The organism is Paramagnetospirillum caucaseum (assembly GCF_000342045.1).
GTDB lineage: Bacteria > Pseudomonadota > Alphaproteobacteria > Rhodospirillales > Magnetospirillaceae > Phaeospirillum > Phaeospirillum caucaseum.
The window spans coordinates 1-22,982 of the sequence record NZ_AONQ01000022.1 but is presented as its reverse complement, the minus strand read 5'-3'; the positions used below and the strand labels follow the sequence as shown (position 1 = coordinate 22,982).

Below are 22,982 nucleotides of genomic sequence, written 5' to 3'. Positions count from 1 at the left end.
GCTTTTTGAGCCTGGTCAAATCCGGGCACCGGCCGTGAACGGGTGGGGAGAACTCGAATGCCCAATGGCAATTCCAACGGCTCTGGCGACAGCGCCGTGGTAGAGGCGGCCCTGCTCCGCCACGGGGGCGACGGCACCCGGCTGATGCAGATTCTGCGCGAGATTCAGGAACAGACCGGCTGGCTGTCGCCCGACATCCTGACCAGGGTGGCCGAGGGCACCAGACTGCCCCGCGGCCGGATCGAGGGGGTGGCCGGCTTCTACCACTTCTTCCACACCGAGCCCCTGGGCCGCTATCGCGTGCTGTGGAGCGACAACATCACCGACCGCATGGCCGGCAACGCCGATCTGATGGCCCGCATGTGCAAGAAGCTGTGGCTGAAGCCCGGCCGGGTATCCGAGGACGGGCTGGTCAGCGTCGACACCACGTCGTGCACCGGGCTGTGCGACCAGGGGCCGGCCCTGCTGGTCAACTACCGCCCCGTCACCCGCATGACCGCCGAGCGGGTCGATCAGATCGTCGAACTGATCCGCCACCAGACACCCCTGGCCGAATGGCCGGCCGAGTTCTTCACGGTGGAGGACAACATCCGGCGCAAGGACGCCCTGCTGGGCGCCGATTTCCAGCCGGGCGACGCCCTGAAGGCGCTGAAAAGTCCGCAGGAAGTGCTGGATGCCGTCAAGGAATCCGGTCTGCGCGGGCGCGGCGGCGCCGGCTTCTCCACCGGCCAGAAGTGGGATTTCTGCCGCGCCGCACTGGGCAGCGGGGCCAATCCCGCCCATTACGTGGTGTGCAACGCCGACGAGGGCGAGCCCGGCACCTTCAAGGACCGCGTCCTGCTGTCCTCCTACGCCGACATGGTGTTCGAGGGCATGACGGTATCCGGCTACGTCATCGGGGCGAAGAAGGGCCTCGTCTATCTGCGCGGCGAATACCGCTACCTGCTGGAGCCGCTCAACGCGGTGCTGGAGAAGCGCCGCGCCGCCAAACTGCTGGGGCAAAGCATCCTGGGCCGCACCGGCTTCGACTTCGACATCGAGATCCACATGGGGGCCGGCGCCTATGTCTGCGGCGAGGAAACCGCCCTGCTGGAAAGCCTGGAGGGCAAGCGCGGCGTGCCCCGCAAGCGTCCGCCCTTCCCCGTCACCTCGGGCTATCTCGGCCAGCCCACCGCCGTCAACAACGTCGAGACCCTGGCCTCGGCGGCGCTGATCACCGCCAAGGGCGCCGCCTGGTACAAGGCCATCGGCACCCCCAAATCGGCGGGCACCAAGATTCTCTCCATCTCCGGCGATTGCGAGCGGCCGGGGATCTACGAGTACCCCTACGGCGTCAAGGTGAGCCAAGTGCTGGCCGATTGCGGCGCCCGCGACACCCAGGCCTGCCAGATCGCCGGCGCCTCGGGCCTGTGCGTGGCGCCCAACGAGTTCGGGCGACGCATCGCCTTCGAGGACATTCCCACCGGCGGCTCGTTCATGGTGTTCGACAACACCCGCGATATGTTCCAGGTGGCGCGCAACTTCGCCCACTTCTTCGTGCATGAAAGCTGCGGCTTCTGTACCCCCTGCCGGGTGGGCACCACGCTGCTGGCCAACGCCATGGACAAGATCGACGAGGGCCACGGCGGCGAGTACGACATCAACGATATCTGGCGGGTCATCCGCACCCTGAAGACCGCCAGCCATTGCGGCCTGGGCCAGACGGCGGGCAATTGCGTCGCGGACACCTTGCAGAAGTTCCGCCCCTCCTACGAACTGCGGCTCAACGTGCGCGACTTCGAGCCGGCCTTCGATCTCGACAAGGCGCTTTCGAAGATGCGCGAGGTGACGGGCCGCGACGATCCCGGCGCCCACTTCCACATTGCCCACCGCAAATCCCGGGCCGGTCTCGGCACCAAGGCGGGAGACCCCTCATGAGCGATCCCAAGACCTTCTTCCTCGATGAAGAGGAAATCCCCTTCGAGGAAGGCCAGACCATCATCCAGGCGGCGCTGAGTGCGGGTAAATTCATCCCGCATCTGTGCTACCACCCGGAGTTCAAGCCGCACGGCTCGTGCAAACTGTGCACGGTGCGCATCGATTCCCGCACGGTGACCACCGAGGACGGCCAGAGCGTCAAGATCCCCGGCCGCGCCGCCGCGTCCTGCACCACGCCGGCCCAGGAAGGCCAGCACGTGGAAAGCGAGGTGCCGGAAATCCTCGACCTGCGCCGCACCCTGGTGCAGATGCTCCTCGTCGAGGGCAACCATTACTGTCCCTCTTGCGAGAAGAGCGGCAAGTGCATGCTCCAGGGCCTCGCCTACGATCTGGGGGTGATGGACCCGCACTTCCCGCAATACTTCTCCAAGCGCGAGGTGGACGCCAGCCATCCCGACGTGCTGCTGGACTTCAACCGCTGCATCCTGTGCGAGCTGTGCGTGCGGGCCAGCGCCGAGGTGGACAAGAAGAACGTCTTCGCCCTGTCGGGCCGCGGCAACACCAAGCACCTGATCTGCAACAGCGAGAGCGGCAAGCTGGGCGACACCAATCTGGCCGCCACCGACAAGGCCGCCAATGTCTGTCCGGTGGGCGTCATCTTGCACAAGCGCCACGGCTTCGAGGTGCCCTACGGCCAGCGCCGCTTCGACATCGCCCCCATCAGCGACAATCCGGTGCAATACGCGCCCGTCAAGGAGCAGGTGTGATGAACGCTCCCCTCCCCAAACGCAAGCTCAAGGTCGCCACCACCTCGCTGGCCGGCTGCTTCGGCTGCCACATGTCGTTCCTCGACATCGACGAGCGCATCCTCGATCTGGTGGAACTGGTGGAATTCGACCGCTCGCCCATCACCGACATCAAGCATTGCAGCCCCGATTGCGACATCGGCATCATCGAGGGCGGCGTGTGCAACGCCGAGAACGTCCATGTGCTCCACGAGTTCAGGAAGAACTGCAAGATCCTGATCGCCATGGGGGCCTGCGCCATCAACGGCGGCCTGCCCGCCCAGCGCAACAGCCTGGACATCAGGGACATCCTGGCCGCCGTCTACGCCCAGCCGGGGCGCGGCGTGCACATTCCCAACGATCCCGAGATTCCGCTGCTGCTGAACGAGGTCCACCCCCTGCACGAGGTGGTGCGCATCGACTACTTCCTGCCCGGCTGCCCGCCATCCGGCGACGCCATCTGGAAGTTTCTCACCGACCTCCTGGCCGGCCGCACGCCCACCTTGGGCCACGGCCTGATCCATTACGACTGAAGGAACGCCCGCAATGAGGCACCAATTCGAACTGGAAACCGCCAGGAACCCCGAGGCGCTGAAGCGCATCGTCATCGAGCCCGTGTCCCGGGTCGAGGGCCACGGCAAGGTCACCATCCTGCTGGACGACGACAACCAGGTGCATCAGGTACGCCTGCACATCGTCGAGTTCCGCGGCTTCGAGAAGTTCATCGAGGGCCGCCCCTATTGGGAAGTGCCGGTGCTGGTCCAGCGCCTGTGCGGCATCTGCCCGGTATCGCACCACCTGGCCGCCTCCAAGGCCATGGACATGATCGTCAACGGCGGGATTCTGACTCCCACCGCCGAGAAGATCCGCCGCCTGATGCATTACGGCCAGATGCTGCAGAGCCATGCCCTGCACTTCTTCCACCTGTCCTCGCCCGACCTGCTGTTCGGCTTTGATTCCGACGTGGCCAGGCGCAACATCGTCGGCGTCGCCGCCGCCAATCCCGACGTGGCCAAGATGGGCGTGCTGCTCAGGAAGTTCGGCCAGGAGGTGATCCGCGTCACCTCAGGAAAAAGGGTTCACGGCACCGGTTCCATCCCCGGCGGCGTCAACAAGTCGCTGAGCCTGGAGGAGCGCGACTATCTCCTCAAGGATGCCGATCAGATGATCGCCTGGAGCCGCGACGCGGTGCGCATCATCAAGACGCTGCACCGTTCCAACCCGGCGCTCTACGACGTGTTCGGCGACGTGCCCACCACCATGATGAGTCTGGTGGACGACAAGGGCGACCTGGACTTCTACCACGGTGCCCTGCGGGCGCGCGACAAGGACGGCGAGGTGATCTTCGATCAGGTCAGCTACCAGGGCTATTCCTCCCTGCTGACCGAGGGCGTCAAGCCGTGGAGCTACATGAAGTTCCCCTACATCACCACCCTGGGTGAGGAGAAGGGCTGGTACAAGGTCGGCCCCCTGGCCCGCGTGCAGAATTGCGACCGCATCCCCACGCCCCAGGCGGAGGAAGAGCGTCTGGAGCTGATCGCCCACGGCAACGGCAAGCCCATGCACGGCTCGCTCGGCTTCCACTGGGCGCGGATGATCGAGATGCTGTGCGCCGCCGAGACCATCAAGGACCTGCTGCTCGATCCCGACATCATGGGCGCCGAACTGATGGCCACCGGCCCCCGGCGCGAGGAGGGCATCGGCGTGATCGAGGCGCCGCGCGGCACCTTGTTCCACCATTACCGCGTCAACGCCGACGACGTGGTGACCTACGCCAACCTGATCGTGTCGACCACCAACAACAACACCGCCATGAACGTGGCGGTCAGGGACGTGGCCAAGAACTACCTTCAGGGGCACGAGATCACCGAGGGGCTGCTGAACCACATCGAGGTAGCCATCCGCTGCTTCGACCCCTGCCTGTCCTGCGCCACCCACGCGCTGGGCAAGATGCCGCTGGAGGTGACGCTGGTGGACGCATCGGGCCGCGAGATCGACCGCATGACCAAGGATTCCGAGGGGCGGGTGGGCAAGGGGGCGGCGTGACCGCCCCCACCCTGATCTTCGGCTGGGGCAATCCGTCGCGCGGCGACGACGCCCTGGGTCCCGCCTTGCTCGACGCCGTCGAGGCCTTGCGCGACGCCCATCCCGAATGGGGGCCGGTGGAGCTGCTTACCGACTTCCAGTTGCAGGTGGAGCATGCCCTCGACCTGGAGGGCCGCGACCGGGTGCTGTTCGTCGACGCCTCCGCCGCGCCGGATGATGCGCCGTTCCGGGCCGCTCCCATCCTGCCGGCCAAGGATGCTTCGTTCACCAGCCATGCCCTGTCGCCCCAGGGCGTCATGCACGTTTTTACCGAGATCAAGCGAATGCCGCCACCGCCCTGCACCCTGCTGGCCATCGCCGGCGAGGCGTTCGAACTGGGCGAACCGCTGAGCGCGGCGGCGCAAGCCCATCTCGACGCGGCCCTGGCCTGGACGAAGGCCTGGCTTGCCGCCGAATGACGGAGCGCGGCCGCCCCGGCCGCAAGGCCCCGCCTGAAAGGGTTGGGAAATCCATTCCCTGCATGGCCGACCGGTTCATAGAACACGGGCATGCCGCCCGGTGCGGGACTATGCTGGCGACGCATTCAAACAGGGGTATTCCATCATGTCCGACACCGACCTGATTTCCCGCCTGCAGGGCTTTCCCGCGCCGACCTGCCGCTGCGCCTCGGCGGCAGAGACCGGGCGGCATGACGGCAATTGCCTGGCCGGCATGCTGGCCGAGGCGACGGCCGAGATCGGACGCCTTCGGGCCGAGAATTCCCGCCTGTCCGCCATGACGGTGACCGGCGCGCCGGGACGCGGCGGCGATCGCCAGGTCTGGGTGCGCCTGATGTGCTATTACGGCTCGGACGGGGTGTGGAACAGCGACGACGAGACCGCCGAGCCGGCCCCGGTGCTGCTGTCGCCCGGCCTCAAATCCGAAATCGTGGCGTGGAAGCAATCGCTCGACCGGGTCGAGGCGGTGACGCCGGCCGTGACCGAGGCTTTCCAGACCCGGGCGCTGAACATCGCCCGCCGCATCAAGGAAGAGATGCCGGGCTGGAAGGTGGTCTATATCGACCGCACCAAATCCGGCGCCGACATCCGCAACAAGGACTACTTCGAACACGAAGTGACGCTGTGACGCCCCCCATCGGCCATTGCGGGCGGGACGCTCGCACTCTACAAAGTTCCGCTGTTGCGGAGCGCGGGCGGGACGCCCGCATCCCCCGTGAAGGTCGGACTGCACGCCGAGGCGCCGCCCAAGCCGGAATACGGCGCGATGTGCAACGGCTGCGGCCTGTGCTGCGCCGTGGCGACCTGTCCCCTGGGAATTGTGCTGTTCCGCTGCCGCAAAGGCCCCTGCCCCGCCCTGCACTGGCAAGACGGGCGCTATGTCTGCGGCGTGCTGGCCGAGCCGGCCCGCTTCGCCCCCCTGCTGCCCCGCCGCTGGGCGGCAAGGCTGGTGGCGCGCTGGATCGCCGCCGGCCAGGGCTGCGATTGCCGCCACCAGATGGAGAGCCGCTAGTCGTCGCGACGGTTCTTGCCGCGTCCGGGATTGTCCTGGGCACCCCGCCCGTCGCGGCGGTGCTCATAGGATTTGCCGGGGGCATCACCGCGGTCACGGTCGCGGTAGTCACGACGATCGCGGTCGCGGTCGCGGTCGTCACGGCGGTCCCGATCATCGCGGGCGTCACGGCGGTCGCGGTCATCGCGACGGTCGCGGACGTCCCGGTCACGGTCGCGGCGGTCGCGGACATCGCGATCCCGGTCGCTGCGCGGCGCCGTCTTGTCGATGGTGTCGCGGGCCGCCTGCCCGGCGGCGTCGGTGGCGGCATCCTTGAGGACGGTCCCCAATCCGCCGCTATCGGCGGCGGAGACCTGGCCAACGGCCACACCCAGCATCAGGGGAACCAGCAGGAACCAGACTTTCATGGACGGCCTCCATTGGTTGCTATGCCCCAAAGCCTACGACGTTTCTCCATGACGGTATAGGACCTAATCCACAGACGCCACGTCACCCCGTGCGATGGTCAGGGCCTTGATCAGGGCATGGACCCGCATGCCCGGCATCAGGTTCAGCTGGGCCTGGGCCAGGGCGGTGATCTGCACCCACAGCCGGGTGGCGCCGCAGGCCAGCACCACGTCCACCAGGAAGGCGTCGGCCGCCGCCACCGAGACCACGCTGGCCGGCAGCACGTTGCGGATGCTGACCCGCTCGGGCGCCTCGATGGCGATGGCCACGTCGCGGGCATGGATGCGCACCCGGACCTTCGCCCCCACCGCCAGTTCCGAACGGCCGACGATCAGGGTGCCGCCGTCGAAGGCCAGGCGGCTGATGCCGAATCCGGCATCGTGGCCGGCCACCACGGCGGCGATCACCGCGCCCGCCTCGTAGCGGCCGGTCAGCGGGCGGAGGCCCGGATCGCCCATCAGGCTTTCCAGCGGCCCCGAGGCCGCCACCGCGCCACCATCCATCAGGGCCAGGGTATCGGCGAGGCGCAGCACCTCGTCCATGGAATGGCTGACATAGAGGATGGGAACCCCGAACTGCCGGGCCAGTTGGGCGATGAACGGCAGCAATTCCGCCTTGCGCGCCGGGTCCAGCGCCGCCAGCGGCTCGTCCATCAGCAGGATGCGGGGGCTGGCCAGCAGGGCGCGGCCGATGGCGACGCGCTGCTTCTCGCCGCCCGACAGCCTGGCGGGACGGCGGTCCAGCAGGTGTTCGATCCCCAGCAATTGGACGACCTTGTCGAAGGATTGGGTGCGCTCGGAGCCGGGCAGCAGCCTTTCCCCGAATTCCAGATTGCCGCGCACCGACAGATGGGGAAACAGCCGGTGCTCCTGGAAGACGTAGCCCAGGCGCCGCGCCTCGGGAGCCAGATCGATGCCGGCCCGGGAATCGAACAGCATCCGCCCGTCCACGCGGATCACCCCCTCGTCGGGGCGCGCCAGCCCGGCCACCATGTTGATCACCGAGGTCTTGCCCGAGCCCGAGCGGCCATAGAGCGCCGTCACCCCCGGCCCGGCCGAGAGGCGGACATCCAGGTTGAAGTCGCCCTGGCGGCGGCGGACGTCCAGTTCCAGCACGCGCCCCTACCCTTTCAGCCGGGCCTGGACGCGGCGCGCCAGGAACTCGGAGGCCAGCAGGGCGGCGAAGGCCACCACCACCGAGATGACGCACAGCCGGAACGCCGCCTCGTCGCCGCCCGGCACCTGGGTCAGGGCATAGAGCGCGATGGGCAGCGTCCGGGTCTCGCCGGGAATGTTGGAGACGAAGGTGATGGTGGCGCCGAACTCGGACAGCGAGCGGGCGAAGCCCAGGATCACCCCGGTCAGCACCCCGGGCAGCATGAGCGGCAGGGTCACCGACCAGAAGGTGCGGACAGGGCCGCAGCCCAGCGTGCGGGCCGCCTGTTCCAGGCCGCGGTCGACGCCTTCCAGGGCGAGGCGGATGGCGCGGACCATCAGGGGAAAGGCGATCACCGCCGAGGCCACCGCCGCCCCCTTCCAGGTGAAGGCCAGGGTGATGCCGAACCAGTCGTGCAGCCAGGCCCCCACCACGCCGCGCCGGCCCAGCACCACCAGCAGGCCGTAGCCCACCACCACCGGGGGCAGCACCAGCGGCAGGTGGATGATGCCGTCCACCACGGCCTTGCCGGGAAAGTCGAGGCGGGCCAGCACCCAGGCGCAGCCCACCCCGAACGGCAGCGACGCCGCCACCGCCCAGAACGACACCAGCAGAGACAGGCGCAACGCCTCGATCTCGAGCGGCGTCAGGGTGAACATACCGGTCTCCATCCCTTGGGTTACGGGGCGGAGGCTAGGACATCACGCATCCAGCGGATAGACAAGCCGTTCCGGCATCTCATGGAAGCCGAAATTGTTCTTGCCCGATCCCTTGACCGTGTACATGGCCCGGTCGGCCAGACGGATCAGCAGAGCGGCGTCGTCGGCGTCGTCGGGGAAGACGGCGATGCCGACGCTGGCCTGGACGCCGGCATTATGGCCGTCCAGGTCGAAGGGCTCGGCCAGCCGCGAGACCACCTTGGCCGCCACGTTGCCGATCTCGTTGCGCCCCTCCACGTCGTGGAGGATCACCGTGAACTCGTCGCCCGACAGCCGGGCCACGGTGTCCGACGAGCGCACCGACAGCAACAGCCTTGCCGCCGCCTCCTGCAGCAGCAGGTCGCCCACCGCGTGGCCGAAGGTGTCGTTGACCGACTTGAAGCCGTCCAGGTCGATGAACAGCAGGGCGAAGCGGGTCTTGTCGCGCTTGGCCGCCTTGACCGCCTGGCCCAGGCGGTCGAGGAACAGCGAGCGGTTGGGCAGGCCGGTCAGGGCGTCGAAATTGGCCTGGCGCCACACCTGCTCCTCGTCCTCCTTGCGCGCCGTGATGTCGCTGAAGATGCCCAGCATGTGCGACACCGCCCCGAAGGCGTCGCGCACCGTGGCGATGGACAGCCACTCGATGAACACCTCGCCGGTGCGCCGCCGGTTCCACACCTCGCCCTGCCACTGGCCGGTGTCGAGGATGGAGCGCCACATGTCGCGGTAGAAATCGTTGTCGTGGCGGCCGGACTTCAGGATGTTGGGTTTCCTGCCGATGGCCTCGTCCAGGGAAAAGCCGGTGATGCGGGTGAAGGCGGTGTTGACCGCCTCGATGGTGCCGTCGGGGCCGGTGATCATGATGCCCTCGTTGGCGGTCTCCACCACCTTGGCGGCCAGTTGCAGCCGCTCCTCCGAGTTCTTGCGGTCGGTGATGTCGTAGACCCAGGCCAAGTTGACCGGCTCGGTCCCGAACAGGGATTCGCGGATGGTCAGCAGCGTCCAGAACGGCGCGCCGTCCGAGCGGCGGAACTGCACCTCGGCATGATCGACGCTGCCGTGGCGCTTCATGTAGTTGATCACCGTGGCGCGCTGCTGGTCGTCGACGTAGTAGTCGCGGGCCTTGGAACCGATCACCGTGGCGCGCGGCACGCCGATCAGCTCGCAGAAGGTATGGTTGGCGAAGACGATCGCCCCGTCGCGCTTGCGCGATATGGAAACGCCGATGGGGCTGTCCTCGAGCACGCCGGCCAAACCGGAGGGGTCAAGTTCCGTCATTGCCACAACCAAGAATCACGATGACGCATGCTCTCCCCCCTCCTTCGGCTCCCCCCGGAGCCTCGGACTCTCGCCCGATGGGAATGCTCATCCCGAACCAACGACAATATATGGCGAATCCCCCCTCCAAGCCTATACGCATTGTTCGCAAGGGGCGTTTCCTGTTGACCGGACCGGCCGAGGGGGCATAGTCGGAGCCATCGGTCCACCACACGGAAAGCGGCGCATGCTCACCTATGCCCTGGTCGCCCTGGGAAGCGCCATCGGCGGCACGCTGCGCTACTGGCTGGCGGCGGTGGTTTCCGCGTCCGGCGCCGGCACCTTTCCCTGGGGAACCCTGGTGGTCAACGTCAGCGGCTCGGCGGCCATCGGCCTGTTCGCCACCCTGACCGCGGCGGATGGCCGCCTCTACGTCCCCAGCGAGTGGCGGACCTTCTTCATGGTGGGCATCTGCGGCGGCTACACCACCTTCTCGTCGTTCAGCCTGCAGACCCTGGCCCTGGCCCAGGACGGCGAATGGCTGGCCGCCGGGATGAACGTCATGGGATCGGTGGCGCTGTGCCTGGTGGCGGTGTGGCTCGGCCACGCGGCGGCCCTGATCCTCAACAGATAGGAGAGCGGCCATGCGCATTCCCAAGGACGCCACCCTGCTGCGGGTCTTCGTCGGCGAGCAGGCCCGCCACGACGGCAAGCCGCTGTTCGAGACCATCGTCCGGGAAGCCCGGCACGCCAACCTGGCCGGGGCCACCGTGCTGCGCGGTCCGCTGGGCTACGGCCATTCGTCGCGGTTGCACAGCGCCAAGATCCTCGCCTTGTCCGAGGACCTGCCCATGGTCATCGAGATCGTTGATTCCCCGGAAAAGATCGAGGCATTTCTCCCCATCCTCGACGTCATGATGGGCGACAAGGGCCTGATCACCCTGGAACGGATTCAGGTCCTGCGCTACGGCCCCAACCCATCGTCATAGACAAAAACCAGCGAAGTCAGGATGTCACGCCCGGTTTCCGAATGATTCCACAGGGTATCTGGACAAATTCGCCCATGGGTATAAGCTGAATGTCTAATGCGTGGGGTCACCACGACCCCATGGGGCATCGGGGGATGCGCATGAAGAAAGTCCTGATCGCACTGGGCGTGCTGGTCGTCGTGATCGTTGGCGCCCTCGTCGCCCTGCCGGCCATGATTCCGGCGGAGCGTATCCAAAGTGAAGTGGTCGCCGGCGTCAAGGGCGCCACCGGCCGCGACCTGTCCATCCAGGGCAAGGTCTCGGTGTCGGTATTCCCATCGCTGTCGGTGCAGGTGGGCAACGTCGCCCTGGCCAATCCGCCGGGCTTCACCACCAAGGACCTGATCCGCCTGGGCGCCGTCGACGTGCGGCTCAAGCTGATGCCGCTGCTCGGCGGCAAGGTCGAGGTGGACAGCTTCGTCCTGGTCGATCCGGTGATCACGCTGGAAACCGACCGCCAGGGCAAGGGCAACTGGGTGTTCGACACCCCGCCCGACGGCAAGCCGGCCGCCGCCGCCAAGCCCGCCGACAAGCCCGCCGCCGCGCCCTCCTCCTCCGGCCTCAACGACATCCGTCTGGGCGATGTGCGCATCACCAACGGCAAGCTGACCCAGATCGACGGCAAGACCGGCGCCAAGCAGGAGGTGAGCGAGATTAACCTCCAGGTGGCGCTGAAAAGCCTGTCCGAGCCGCTGTCGGCCAAGGGCAGCCTGGTGTGGAACGCCAAGAAGATCGAGCTGAACCTGGGCGTCGCCAGCCTGAAGGCCCTGATGGACGGCCAGAGCAGCGCGCTCGACATCGCCATCGCCTCCGAGCCGGTCAAGCTGGGCCTCAAGGGCAATGCCACCGGCGGCGCCAAGCCCGGCGTGGACGGCATGCTCGACCTCAGCGTGCCGTCGATCCGCAACCTGGCCGCCTGGGCGGGCTCGCCCATCACCATGGCCGGCAACGGGCTGGGGCCGCTGGCCATCAGCGGCAAGCTGGTCGCCGGGCCGACCCAGATCGCCTTCACCCAGGCCGCCATCGCCATCGACGCCATCAAGGCCAGGGGCGACGTTACCGTCAATACCGGCGGTTCCAGGCCTTCCATCAAGGGCCGCCTGGACGTGGACATGCTCGACGTCAATCCCTACCTGCCGCCGGAAGGCGGGCCGGCCAAGGGCGGCGACGGCAAGGCGGCGCCCGGCGGCGCGGCCCCGCCGGCCAAGGCCCAGCAGGGCTGGAGCGACGATCCCATCGACGCTTCCGGCCTCAAGGCCGCCGACGTGGACTTCTCGCTCTCCTGCGCCGGCATCCTGGTCCGGAAGATCAAGGTGGGCAAGAGCGCGCTGAAGCTGGTCATCAAGGACGGCAAGCTGGCCGCCGACCTCACCGAACTGGCACTTTACCAGGGCGCCGGCAAGGGCCGCGTGGCGCTGGACGGCTCGCAGGCGTCCATGGTGGGGGTCGACGCCTCGTTCCAGTTGAAGGGCCTGCAGGCCGAGCCGTTCCTGACCGACGCCGCCGATTCCGACCGCCTGTCGGGCACCGGTAATTTCGACGTCACCGTGGCGGGCCAGGGCAAGACCCAGCGCCAGATCGTCTCGTCCCTCAACGGCAAGGGGGCGCTGACCTTCCTCAACGGCGCCATCAAGGGCATCAACCTCGCCGCCATGGCCCGCAACGTCGCCACCGCCTTTACCGGCGGCGCCAAGTCGACCGAGAAGACCGACTTCGCCGAGCTGGGCGGCACCTTCACCATCACCAAGGGTATCCTCAGCAACAACGACCTGGCCCTGAAGTCGCCGCTGCTGCGCGTCGAGGGCAAGGGCACCGTCGATCTGCCCCAACGGAGCGTCAATTACCGCATCGACCCCAAGGTGGTCGCCAGCCTGGAAGGCCAGGGCGGCGGCAACGCGGCGGGGATCGTCGTGCCGATCCTGGTGAGCGGTCCCTGGGACAACCTCAGCTATCGCCCCGACCTGGAGGCCCTGCTCAAGCAGAACGTCCAGAACGTGGGCAAGGCGGTGGAAAGCCTGATTCCCGGTACCGGGGGCGGCAAGCCGTCGGGATCGTCGCCCACCGACGCCTTGAACCCCATGAAGCTTTTCGGACGCTGACGTATTCAATAAATCAATGAATTCAACGGAGACAACGACGATGAAGTTCCTGCATCTGGCCGCAGCCATCGGCATGACCGCCCTGCTGGGCGCCTGCGCCACTCCCTGGGAAGTGGCCGAGGTCAACGAGATCCTCGAAGCCCCGGCGCCCACCGCCGGCTCGCCCTTCACCAAGGCGCTGTTCACCGAGTACAAGGCCTATGCCAAGCACGAGGCGACCGTCGAGCACGAGTGGGATCACGCCGTGCTGTTCGCCCGCAAGGGCATGGCCGCCGCCCAGGGCAAGATCAGCGACCCCGAGGTGACCTCCGACTGGCCGCTGATGCCCGACCGGGTCAAGGAACTGGATGCCGCCCGCGCCCGCCTGGTCGGCTATTTCGGCAACGGCGCCCGCGAGCGCGTCCCCGCCGCCGCCGCCAAGGCCCAGGTGATGTTCGACTGCTGGATCGAAGAGGAGGCCGAGGGCGACACCAATTCCCAATGCCGCGCCACCTTCCTGAAGACCGAGCCGGAACTGCAGGTCAAGGCCGCCGCCCCCGCCCCCAAGATCGTCAAGACCTTCATCGTCTATTTCGACTTCAACAAGTCGAGCCTGACCAAGGAGGCCCTGAAGACCCTCAAGGACGTGGCCGCCGCCGCCGGCGAGATCAAGCCGACCAGCATCTACGTCGCCGGTCACACCGATACCGTCGGCAAGGCCGGCTATAACGACAAGCTGTCAAACGCCCGCGCCGCGGCGGTCGAGAAGCAGCTGGCCAAGATGGGCATCAAGTCCATCGACGCCAAGTCGTTCGGCTTCTCCAAGCTGGCGGTGCCCACCAAGGCCAACACCAAGGAAGCCAAGAACCGCCGCGTCGAGATCTACTTCGAGAAGTAGGACCGGCCGGCGCTCCTGAACGCCAAGGCCCCCTTCCCGATCGGGAAGGGGGCCTTTTCCTTAAGAAGAGGGGCGAGAGGAACAGGGATGCGCGAAGGGATGAATCCTTCGCGCCCTTTCCTACAGCCTCAGCAGCTGAACAGAACCGGGATGCTGGCGTGGGCCAGGATGTGGCGGGTACCGGCGCCGGCCTTGCCGGAGAACGACAGGGTCTTGCCCACATGGCCGCCGATGACCAGCAGATCGGCGTCGATGTCGTAGGCCCGCGACAGCAGCGAGTCCATGACGCCCAGACCCTCGGTGTTGACCCGCTCGCCGGTGACCGGCAGCCCGTGGACGCGCAGGTGGTCGATGATGTCCACCTGGGGCATGGTCTTGTCCATGGGGGAGAAGCCGCGCACCGAGGCGACCAGCACCTGCTCGGCGCCGTCCACCAGGGGCAGGCAATCGTGCAGGGCGCGGGCCGCCTGCTTGCCGGAACGCCAGCCAATCACCACCTGCTTGCCCAGCGGACGGTGGGTGTATTCCACCGGCACCACCAGGACGGGGCGGCCGGAATTGAGGATGATCTGCTCGACCATGGTCTCGGGGATGTTCTTGCCGTAGGCGGCGGGCTGGGAGACCACCACCAGGTCGACATAGTGGCTGCAGAACACCGCCTCGCTCAGCAGGTCGGCCTCGGCGCCGTGGACGATCTGCCACCAGCGGGTCTCGAGGCCGGCGGCGGCCGCCTCGAACGCCTTGCGGGCGGCGTCGGCCTGGGCCAGCAGGGTTCCGCTGGGCTGGCGCGCCACCATGGCGGTCGTGCTGATTTCCTTGCGGGCGAACAGGCCGGTCAGCCGGGCGCCGAAGCGCTTGGCCTGGGCTACCGCCAGGGCGAGAGTGCCGCTCTCGACGTTGTCGCCGTCCAGATGGACGAGAATGTCCTTGATCTTCATAGCCCCCACCCTGTTTACCCGGTCCGTTGATGTTGCCGGTCAGGATAGTTCACCCCCAGCCGGGCCGCGCGTCAAGCGAAATAAGTAAATCGGTATTGGTTTGCCGCTTTACGAAGACGCCCAGCCGCACCCCTGGAAAACCGCAAGCATATGCTCGGGGACCGGGGCCTCGGCACGGATGGGCGGCTTGCCCGCCGCCAGCGGCAGGACGATGGCGCGCGAGTGCAGCATCAGCCGGTCGCCGGCCAGGGTGCCGGTGCCGCGGCCATAGATGGCATCGCCCACCAGGGGATGGCCGATGGCGGCGCAATGGGCGCGGATCTGATGGGTGCGCCCCGTCAGCGGCCGGCATTCCAGCCAGGACAGCCGCCCGTCGCTGCCCCGCAGCCGCCATTCGGTCAGCGAGGCCAGACCGGAGCGGTCCACCTCCATGCGCCAGCCGAACTTCTTTTCCCGCTTCTTCAGGGCGTAGTCGATGGTTCCAGCCTCCTCGCGCGGCTTGCCCACCACCACCGCCCAGTAGGTCTTGCCGGCCAGTCCCGTGGCGAACAGCTCGCCCAGGGCCGCCAGGGCCTTGGCGGTGCGGCCCAGCACCAAGCAGCCCGAGGTCTCGCGGTCCAGGCGATGGGCCAGCTCGGGCCGCCGGTTCAGGCCGAAGCGCAGGGCGTCGAGATAGAGCATCAGGTGCTCGCCGCCCTTGGGTCCGGCATGCACCGCCAGCCCGGCGGGCTTGTCGATGACCAGCACGGCCGGGTCGCGATACAGCACGCGGGCTTGAAGGTCCTCAGGAATCATGGGTGGGGAGTTCTACGATCAGGCCGGGGTTGAAGTCTGGATTGATGCGATCAGGCCAGTATCCGCGCGGATTGGCAACCACTCTGGTGGAAAACACCGAATAATCCACGCTGTGGTGGACGTGGCCGTGCACCCACAGGGCCACGTGGCCGAAACGGATGACCTCCTCGAAATCGGAGGCGAAGGCCGGCGACAGGATGTCGGTACTGTAATGGGAGGAGATAGAGCGGAACGACGGGCCGGTATGGGTGACGATCATGGTTGGGCCGTCGAAGGGATGGATCACGATCTCCCACAGGTGGCGGATGGTGGATTCGCACACCGCCAAGGTATCGGCTGGCCGCAAGCGGTGCCAGGGCGCCCAGCCGGTGCGGATCATGCGATAGTCGGGCATGTGGGCCACCGCCTTCTCCATGGCCGCCGCCTGCGCCGTCTCGCCGTGCAGGGTGAAGTCGGACCATAGGGTGGCGCCGATCACCCGGACGGAAACGCCCCCCGCCTGGACGACCACGCTGTCCTGCTCGAGGAAATGGACGGGCAGGCCCCGGCGGCGGTAGCCCTCGGCCAGCCGCGCCGCCCAGCGCAGGCCCTTGGTTCCCTGGTGGATGTCGCCGGCCAGGACGATCAGGTCGGCGCCCTCGGTGCGGGGCCGGAAGACATCGGCCCCCGGCACCTCCATGTGCAGGTCGGACAGAACCAGTACGGCAACCGCCATGACATGCCTCGCACGCCCATCCCAAGGTCATGGTGGACCCGGGACGGGCTGGGCGCAACGGGGTTACTCGGCCGCCGCCGGAGCTTCTTCGGCTTCGGCTTCGGGCGCGGTGCGGCGCTCGGCGGCGACGAAGGTGTAGATCACCGGCAGCACGAACAGGGTGAACAAGGTGCCGATGGTCATGCCGGCGACGATCACCACGGCGATGGAGAAGCGCGACGCCGCCCCCGCCCCGCTGGCGAACAGCAGGGGGATCAGGCCGGCCACCATGGCCGCCGTGGTCATCAGGATGGGCCGCAGGCGCAGGCCGGCGGCGACCATCACCGCGCTGGCGCGGTCGAGGCCGTCGGCTTCCTGGCGCTCGCGCGCCACCTCGCAGATCAGGATGCCGTGCTTGGTGATCAGGCCGATCAGGGTGACGAGGCCCACCTGGGTGTAGATGTTCATGCTGGCCACGCCCAGCGCCAGGGGGATCAGGGCGCCGCAGATGGACAGCGGCACCGAGACCATGATCACCAGCGGGTCGCGGAAACTTTCGAACTGGGCGGCCAGCACCAGGAAGATGATGATCAGGGCGAAGACAAAGGTCATCGCCAGGGCGTTGCCCTCCTGCATGTATTGCCGCGACTGGCCGGCGTAATCCACCGTGGTGCCCTGGGGCAGCAATTCGGCGGCAAGGTTGCGCAGCAGCTCCAGGGCCTGGCCCAGGGTCACGCCGGGCATGGGAAAGGCCTGGATGGTCACCGAGTTCAGCTGGTTGAACTGGTTGAGCGAAACGGGGCGCACCATCGATCCCAGGCTGACCAGGGACGACAGCGGCACCGCCGCGCCCGAGGCGGCGCGCACGTGGTAACGGCCCAGTTGGGCGGGGTCCAGGCGGAACTCGCGCGGCACCTGGGGGATCACCTGATAGGAACGGCCCTGCAGGTTGACCAGATTGACGTAATTGCCCCCGGTCATGGTGCCCAGCGCGTCGCCGATCTGCTGCATGGAGATGCCGTAGGCCGCCGCCTTGTCGCGATCGATGATCACCTGGGTCTGGGGGCTTTCGATCTTCAGGTCGGCGTCGATGAAGGCGAACATGCCCGAGCCTTGAGCCCGCTTCATCAGCTCGCCCTGGATATCGTTGAGCTGCTGGTAATCGGCGATGGAGGACAGCACGAACTGCACCGGCAGGCCATCGACGCCGGGCAGCGGCGGCGGCGGGAACACCGAGGCCTTGACCCCCGACACCTCGTTGAGGGCCTGCTGGATGGCGGCGGTCAACGCCTTGGCCGAGCGGTCACGGTCTTCCCAGGCGGTCAGCACCGCGCCGCCGAAGCCCTGGCTGATGGCGCCCATGCCGTTGATCAGGAAGGTCTCGCTGGTTTCGGGAAAGGCCTTCAGCTTGGCGGAAATCTGGTGCGAGAAGGCTTCCATGAAGTCGGTATTGGCCGAGGCCGGGCCGTTATAGGCGGTGAACACCACGCCCTGATCCTCTTCCGGCGCCAGCTCGGTGGGCACCGCCAGGAACAGGAAGGGCAGCGAGCCCAGCACGATCAGGGCGAAGATCAGGGTGGTGGGACGGTCGGCCAGGGAGGCGGCCAGCCATCTCTCGTACTTGGCCCGCACCCGGTCGAAGGTGCGGTCGATCAGAGCGGGCAGGCCCTTCTTGTCGTCCTCGTGCTTGAGAATCTTCGAGCACATCATGGGCGACAGCGTGAGCGCGATGATTCCCGACACCACCACCGACCCGGCCAGGGTCAGGGCGAATTCCTTGAACAGCGAACCGGTCAGCCCGCCCATGAAGGCGATGGGGGCGTAGACGGCGGCCAGGGTGATGGTCATGGAGATCACCGGCCCGGCGATTTCCCGCGTGCCCACCAGGGCGGCGCGGAACGGCGGCAAGCCTTCCTCGATATGGCGGTGGACATTCTCCACCACCACGATGGCGTCGTCGACCACCAGCCCGATGGCCAGCACCATGGCCAGCAGGGTGAGCAGATTGATGGAGAAGCCCAGCGACAGCAGCAGCACCGCCACGCCGATCAGCGACAGCGGCACGGTGACCACCGGAATCACCACCGAACGCACCGAGCCCATGAAGAAGAAGATCACCACCATGACGATGATGGCGGCTTCCGCGATGGTCTTGGCCACCTCGGTGATGGCGGCGTCGATGAACAAGGTGGAATCATAGGCGATCTTGGCGGTCAGGCCGGGCGGCAGCTGGGCCTGCAGGGCCGGAAGGGCCTCTTCGCGCACCTGACGGATCACCGACAGGGGATTGGCTTCCGGCGTGGTGTAGATGCCGACGAAAATAGCCCGCTCGTTGCCGGCGAACACGCTCATGTCGTCGTTTTCCGGCCCCAGTTCCACACCGGCCACGTCGCCCAGGCGCACCAGCCGCGCGCCGTCATGCTTGACCACCAGCTGGCGGAACTCCTCGACGCTCTTCAGGTCGGTGGAGGCCTGGGTGTTGACCACGTCGTAGGCGCCCTTGGTCGAGCCCGAGGCCGAGGTGAAGTTGTTGCTGGTCAACGCCGCCTTCAGGTCGTCGGGCCCCATGCCATGCTGGGCCAGCTTTTCCGGGTCCAGCCAGATGCGCATGGAAAATTTCTGGCCGCCGAACACTTCCGGGTTGGCGACGCCGGGCACGGCGGCCAGCTTGGGCTGCACCACCCGCATGACGTAATCGGTGATCTGCTGCTGGGAAAGGCGGTCGGACGAGAAGGCGAGATAGGCCGAGGCGAAGCTTTGCCCGGTCTCCTTCTTGATGACGGAATCGTTGATGCCCTTGGGCAGCACCGAACGGACCTCGGCCACCTTGCTCATGACGGCGGTCATGGCGGTTTCCGGGTCATCGTTGAGGCGGATGAACGCCTTGATCTCCGACAGCCCCTGGATGGAGCGCGACGTCAGGTAGTTGATGCCCTCGGCCGTGGCCACCGCCTTCTGGATCGGCTGGGTGACGAAGCCCTGGATCATGTCGGAATCGGCGCCGGGAAAGCTGGTTGTGATGGTGATGACCGTGTTGGTCATCTCGGGATACTGGCGCACCGGCAGGCTCATCAGGGCCCTGAGGCCGATGAACAGGATCAGCAGGCTGACCACGGCGGCCAGGACCGGCCGCTTGATGAAGATGTCGAACATCACCGCACCGCCCCGGCCGCCGCCGTCTTCAGGGGATCGCTGGCCGCCACGCTGACCAGCGAGCCGTGCTCCAGCTTGACCTGGCCCGAGGTCACCACCACGTCGCCGGGGGAGATTCCCGACCGGATGACCACCATTCCGTCCTTGCGCTCGCCCAGCTGGACCACGGCGCGTTCGGCTTTGGACACCGTCTTGCCGTCGGGGCCGGCGTCCTCCCTGACCACGAACACCGCGTCGCCGTGCAGGTTGTAGGCCACCGCCGAGGCGGGCACCGTCACCACCGGGGCGCCGGACGGACGCTCGATCTCGATGCGGGCGAACATGCCGGGGCGCAGGTTCCCGTCGGCGTTGGGGAAACGGGCCTGGACCGAGACCATGCCGGTCTTGGCATCGACCAGCGGCTCGATGGCGGCCACCGTGCCCTCGAACACCACACCCGGCCAGGCGTCGGTGGTCATGCGCACTGCCTGTCCGATTCCCAGCAGGCCGAGATCCTTCTGCGACACCGAGAAATCGCACAGCATCAGCGACAGGTCCTGCAGGTTGGCCACCATCTGGCCCGGCTGGACATACTGGCCGAGATCGACCTTGCGCACGCCGAGCCGGCCGTCGAAGGGGGCGGCGATGGTCTTCTTGGCGATCTGGGCCTGCAGCCCGGCGACCTTGGCTTGGCGGACCTTCAACTCGGCCTCGGCCTTTTCCAGGGCCGCGACGCTGACCGTGTTGGACCTGAGCAGCGTGGCGCTGCGGTCGTAGCTGGTGCGGGCCAGGGCCAGTTCGGCCTGGGCGCTGCGCAAATCGCCCATCTCCACGTCGGTGTCCAGTTGCACCAGCACATGGCCCTTCCTCACGTCCTGGCCGGATTCGAAGGCGATGGACTTGACCAGCCCCGACATGGCGCCCGAGATGTCGACGCCGTTGACTGCCTGCAAGGTGCCCACCGCCGGCACCACCGCCCGCCATTCGGTCAGGCCCGCCTTGGCGATGGTCACCGCCACCACCGGCTTGGGCATGGTGGCGAAGAATTGCTTGATCATGTGGTTCTTGAAGGCGACGAAGCCGAACACCCCACCGAACACGATGGCGGAGCCCGCCAGCATGATAATTATCCGTTTGGCTTTCATGGCGAGGCTCCGTTACTTCAGAAGATCGAGGGCGTGCCGCTTGAGGCGCTCGGCCCCCTCGGCATCGCTGAGATTGATACCCATCAGGCGCTGGAAATAGACGCCGTCCATGGCGGTGCAGATCAGCCCGGCCCGTTCCAGGTCGGGGCTGTCGCTCTTGATGCGCTCCATCCAGCGGTCGTACATGGCCTGGATGGGGGCGACCAGATCGGGATTGACGGTGACGGCGGCCAGCAGGGCGCCGCCCACCGGGTCGAAAGCCGGACCGTTGGGATCGAAGCAGGCGTGCACCAGGGTGCGCGCCCAGCGATAGACCCCCTCCGGCTGGCGCTGGTAATGCTCGTGGTTGAGCTGGTCGCACTGCTCGATGAGGCGCTGGACCATGCCGCGGATCAGGTCGTCCTTGCTCTTGAAATGATAGAGCACGCCGCCCTTGCTGATTCCCGCCACCTTGGCGGCCTCGTCCAGGGTCAGCTTGGTCACGCCCTGGTCGCGGACGATGGCCATGGCGGAATCGATGATTCTCTCACGGGTGCTCATGGGGGGGACTCGGTTCCTTACTGTACCGGCTGGACGGTATAGGAAACTGAACTGCCGAGTCTAGTCAGACGGACGCATAGGGGGAATGCGGCCGGGACTATTCCGTTTGAAAAGTACGGCTTTGAAACGCTACGGCGCCTGATCCGGAAACAGCTCCGCGTGGATTTCTGCGGTCCGGCCGAAATACAGGGCGCGGCGGCCGGAGAAGGACACCATGTAGCCGGCGCAGCCGGCCGCCCGGACCTTCCGGCAAAAGCCGGCATAGGTGTAGCCTGCCGCCATCTGCTGCGCCTCGCGGATCGCGGCCTGGATGGCGACCGCGTCGAAGGCGGCGGCGACCGGCGTGCCGTCGCGGAGCATGGGCAGCACGACGCTGTCACCGTCGGGGCGGTAATAGGTGGCGCAGGACCGCCGGTAATCGACGGCATAGCCCTCGAACCCTTCCGACATCAGCATCGCCACGATCTGCGGAAAGGTCATGGTGCCGTCTTCGGCGCCGTTCAGGCATGTCTGGGCAATTTCGGCCCCGCGCACGTCCATGGGAGTCTCCTTCCTACCGTCAGTCAACGGGCATGGCCGTGAGGCCGAGCCGCGCCACCATGCCTTTCAAGATGAGTTCCAGGACCCGGCGCTCCTCCTCGGACAGATGGGCGAAACAGGCGGCATCGTTCAGGTCCGCCAGCACGGCCAGTTCGGGAACGAACGCCTCGCCCTTGGCGGTCAGCCCAAGGGTTTGCGCCCGCCGGTCATCGGGGCAGAATTCGCGGACGACCAGGGCCTTGGCGATCAGCCGCCCGGCAAGCCTGGTGACGGCGCCGCGCGTCAGCCCCATCCGGTCGGCCAGCCGACTGGGAGACATGGGCTCCTGGCCGTAGAGCATACGCATCAAGGCCCATTCGGCCACCGTCACCTCCTTCGCCGCCAGCCGGCGGGCAAAGGAGTGCGAGACATGGTTGGACACCTGACGGAGCCAATAACCAAGATGGTCGGTCAATTCGGACACAGCGGGCAGCATGGGCCTCCTCATCTGATTGACTAGGAAACTACCGCACAATGATTGCCTAGTCAATCAGATTGGCGCAACCGGCGGCGCAAGGACCGCCGGCCGTTCCGCCGGCTTATACCATATCCCGCTGATCGAAACCGATTAGCGGCGCCCTCAGCGGCGGGCGGGTTTCTCCGAAACCCTTGCCTTCCGCGGCAGAAGCCGCGCGGCCCCTTGGGCCTGACCAAATCCCGATGAGCTCGGCTCATTGGGATTTGGCATTACTACTTCTTCTGCTTGGCCTTGGCGAAGGCGGCGGCGAAGGCCCCGCCGCCGTCGTCCGGCTTGGGGGCCGGCTGCCGCTGCTGGGCCTGGGGGCCGGGCGGCGGTCGTCGCGGCGCGGCGCGGGACCGTCGTCCTTCCTGGCGGGGACCGGCTGGGCGTCCATGCGCATGGAGAGCGCGATGCGGTTGCGCTTCATGTCCACTTCCAGCACCTTGACCTTGACCAGATCGCCGGGCTTGACCACCTCGTGTGGGTCCTTGACGAAGCGGTCGGCCAGCACCGAGATGTGGACCAGCCCGTCCTGGTGCACGCCGATATCCACGAAGGCGCCGAAATTGGTGACGTTGGTGACCACGCCTTCGAGGATCATGCCGGGGGTCAGGTCCTTCAGGGTCTCGACGCCCTCCTTGAAGGCGGCGGTCTTGAATTCGGGGCGCGGATCGCGGCCGGGCTTCTCCAGCTCCTTCAGGATGTCCTTGACCGTCGGCTCGCCGAAGCGCTCGTCGGTGAATTCCCTGGGATCGAGGGAACGGATGAATGGCGCGTCGCCGATCAGCGCCTTCACCGGCCGTCCGGTGGCCTTGACGATGCGCTCGACCACCGGATAGGCCTCGGGATGGACGGCGGAGGCGTCGAGGGGATTGACACCG

General features: G+C 67.1%; 24 protein-coding genes. 11 read left to right on the top strand and 13 right to left on the bottom strand.

The window, feature by feature from the left end; all coding sequences use genetic code 11:
* Positions 1-57 precede the first annotated feature (57 nt).
* The 7 genes from H261_RS09745 to H261_RS09715 all read left to right on the top strand — a co-directional run bounded on the left by H261_RS09745 (position 58) and on the right by H261_RS09715 (position 6,257).
* The gene (locus H261_RS09745; protein WP_008616910.1) at positions 58-1,917 is read left to right on the top strand and encodes an NAD(P)H-dependent oxidoreductase subunit E; all 1,860 of its coding nucleotides are present in this window, start codon (positions 58-60) and stop codon (positions 1,915-1,917) included.
* Positions 1,914-2,684, top strand: a complete 771-nt coding sequence (locus H261_RS09740) for a 2Fe-2S iron-sulfur cluster-binding protein (protein ID WP_008616909.1) — start codon at positions 1,914-1,916, stop codon at positions 2,682-2,684. The genes H261_RS09745 and H261_RS09740 overlap by 4 nt, the downstream gene beginning before the upstream one ends.
* Positions 2,684-3,235, top strand: a complete 552-nt coding sequence (locus H261_RS09735; RefSeq protein WP_008616908.1) for an NADH-quinone oxidoreductase subunit B family protein — start codon at positions 2,684-2,686, stop codon at positions 3,233-3,235. The genes H261_RS09740 and H261_RS09735 overlap by 1 nt, the downstream gene beginning before the upstream one ends.
* A gap of 13 nt (positions 3,236-3,248) precedes the next feature.
* Positions 3,249-4,748, top strand: a complete 1,500-nt coding sequence (locus tag H261_RS09730; protein ID WP_008616907.1) for a Ni/Fe hydrogenase subunit alpha — start codon at positions 3,249-3,251, stop codon at positions 4,746-4,748.
* Positions 4,745-5,206: a hydrogenase maturation protease gene (locus tag H261_RS09725; RefSeq protein WP_008616906.1), complete on the top strand. Its 462-nt coding sequence runs from the start codon at positions 4,745-4,747 to the stop codon at positions 5,204-5,206. Before H261_RS09730 ends, H261_RS09725 begins: the two co-directional genes overlap by 4 nt.
* Positions 5,207-5,351: 145 nt before the next feature.
* Positions 5,352-5,873 carry a hypothetical protein gene (locus H261_RS09720; RefSeq protein ID WP_008616905.1) on the top strand — a complete coding sequence of 174 codons (522 nt, stop codon included), beginning with the start codon at positions 5,352-5,354 and terminating at the stop codon, positions 5,871-5,873.
* 87 nt (positions 5,874-5,960) lie between these two features.
* The gene (locus H261_RS09715) at positions 5,961-6,257 is read left to right on the top strand and encodes a hypothetical protein (RefSeq protein ID WP_008616904.1); all 297 of its coding nucleotides are present in this window, start codon (positions 5,961-5,963) and stop codon (positions 6,255-6,257) included.
* On the opposite strand, the gene H261_RS09710 is transcribed toward H261_RS09715, so the two are convergent.
* The 4 genes from H261_RS09710 to H261_RS09695 all read right to left on the bottom strand — a co-directional run bounded on the left by H261_RS09710 (position 6,254) and on the right by H261_RS09695 (position 9,835).
* On the bottom strand, positions 6,254-6,664 hold the full coding sequence (locus tag H261_RS09710; RefSeq protein ID WP_008616903.1) for a hypothetical protein: 411 nt from the start codon (positions 6,662-6,664) through the stop codon (positions 6,254-6,256). The genes H261_RS09715 and H261_RS09710 overlap by 4 nt on opposite strands.
* A 63-nt stretch (positions 6,665-6,727) precedes the next feature.
* Positions 6,728-7,819 (bottom strand): molybdenum ABC transporter ATP-binding protein, encoded by a 1,092-nt coding sequence (modC, locus tag H261_RS09705; RefSeq protein WP_008616902.1) that lies wholly within the window; start codon positions 7,817-7,819, stop codon positions 6,728-6,730.
* Between the two features lie 6 nt (positions 7,820-7,825).
* Entirely contained in the window at positions 7,826-8,518 is a 693-nt protein-coding gene (modB, locus tag H261_RS09700; protein ID WP_008616900.1) for a molybdate ABC transporter permease subunit, read from the bottom strand.
* Between the two features lie 42 nt (positions 8,519-8,560).
* Entirely contained in the window at positions 8,561-9,835 is a 1,275-nt protein-coding gene (locus tag H261_RS09695; protein WP_040476151.1) for a diguanylate cyclase domain-containing protein, read from the bottom strand.
* Positions 9,836-10,061: 226 nt separating this feature from the next.
* Between H261_RS09695 and crcB the strand changes: the two genes are divergently transcribed.
* The 4 genes from crcB to H261_RS09675 all read left to right on the top strand — a co-directional run bounded on the left by crcB (position 10,062) and on the right by H261_RS09675 (position 13,818).
* The gene (crcB, locus tag H261_RS09690) at positions 10,062-10,448 is read left to right on the top strand and encodes a fluoride efflux transporter CrcB (protein ID WP_008616897.1); all 387 of its coding nucleotides are present in this window, start codon (positions 10,062-10,064) and stop codon (positions 10,446-10,448) included.
* Between the two features lie 10 nt (positions 10,449-10,458).
* On the top strand, positions 10,459-10,803 hold the full coding sequence (locus tag H261_RS09685; protein ID WP_008616895.1) for a DUF190 domain-containing protein: 345 nt from the start codon (positions 10,459-10,461) through the stop codon (positions 10,801-10,803).
* Between the two features lie 140 nt (positions 10,804-10,943).
* Entirely contained in the window at positions 10,944-12,941 is a 1,998-nt protein-coding gene (locus tag H261_RS09680) for an AsmA family protein (RefSeq protein ID WP_008616894.1), read from the top strand.
* 40 nt (positions 12,942-12,981) lie between these two features.
* Positions 12,982-13,818 (top strand): OmpA family protein, encoded by an 837-nt coding sequence (locus H261_RS09675; RefSeq protein ID WP_008616893.1) that lies wholly within the window; start codon positions 12,982-12,984, stop codon positions 13,816-13,818.
* A gap of 128 nt (positions 13,819-13,946) precedes the next feature.
* On the opposite strand, the gene H261_RS09670 is transcribed toward H261_RS09675, so the two are convergent.
* The 9 genes from H261_RS09670 to H261_RS09630 form a co-directional block, all read right to left on the bottom strand.
* Positions 13,947-14,756, bottom strand: a complete 810-nt coding sequence (locus tag H261_RS09670; protein WP_008616892.1) for a universal stress protein — start codon at positions 14,754-14,756, stop codon at positions 13,947-13,949.
* A gap of 108 nt (positions 14,757-14,864) precedes the next feature.
* Positions 14,865-15,551, bottom strand: a complete 687-nt coding sequence (locus H261_RS09665; protein ID WP_040476147.1) for an RluA family pseudouridine synthase — start codon at positions 15,549-15,551, stop codon at positions 14,865-14,867.
* Positions 15,541-16,266, bottom strand: a complete 726-nt coding sequence (locus H261_RS09660) for a metallophosphoesterase family protein (RefSeq protein ID WP_008616890.1) — start codon at positions 16,264-16,266, stop codon at positions 15,541-15,543. Before H261_RS09660 ends, H261_RS09665 begins: the two co-directional genes overlap by 11 nt.
* Before the next feature lie 63 nt (positions 16,267-16,329).
* Positions 16,330-19,398 carry an efflux RND transporter permease subunit gene (locus H261_RS09655; RefSeq protein ID WP_008616888.1) on the bottom strand — a complete coding sequence of 1,023 codons (3,069 nt, stop codon included), beginning with the start codon at positions 19,396-19,398 and terminating at the stop codon, positions 16,330-16,332.
* Positions 19,398-20,498, bottom strand: a complete 1,101-nt coding sequence (locus H261_RS09650; protein ID WP_008616885.1) for an efflux RND transporter periplasmic adaptor subunit — start codon at positions 20,496-20,498, stop codon at positions 19,398-19,400. The genes H261_RS09655 and H261_RS09650 overlap by 1 nt, the downstream gene beginning before the upstream one ends.
* A gap of 36 nt (positions 20,499-20,534) precedes the next feature.
* Positions 20,535-21,062 (bottom strand): TetR/AcrR family transcriptional regulator, encoded by a 528-nt coding sequence (locus H261_RS09645; protein WP_008616884.1) that lies wholly within the window; start codon positions 21,060-21,062, stop codon positions 20,535-20,537.
* 129 nt (positions 21,063-21,191) lie between these two features.
* Complete coding sequence (locus H261_RS09640; RefSeq protein WP_008616883.1) at positions 21,192-21,602, bottom strand: DUF1398 domain-containing protein; 411 nt, start codon at positions 21,600-21,602, stop codon at positions 21,192-21,194.
* 19 nt (positions 21,603-21,621) lie between these two features.
* Entirely contained in the window at positions 21,622-22,077 is a 456-nt protein-coding gene (locus tag H261_RS09635) for a MarR family winged helix-turn-helix transcriptional regulator (protein WP_008616882.1), read from the bottom strand.
* A gap of 235 nt (positions 22,078-22,312) precedes the next feature.
* On the bottom strand, positions 22,313-22,982 hold a 670-nt coding region (locus tag H261_RS09630), incomplete at its 5' end, for a S1 RNA-binding domain-containing protein (protein WP_008616881.1).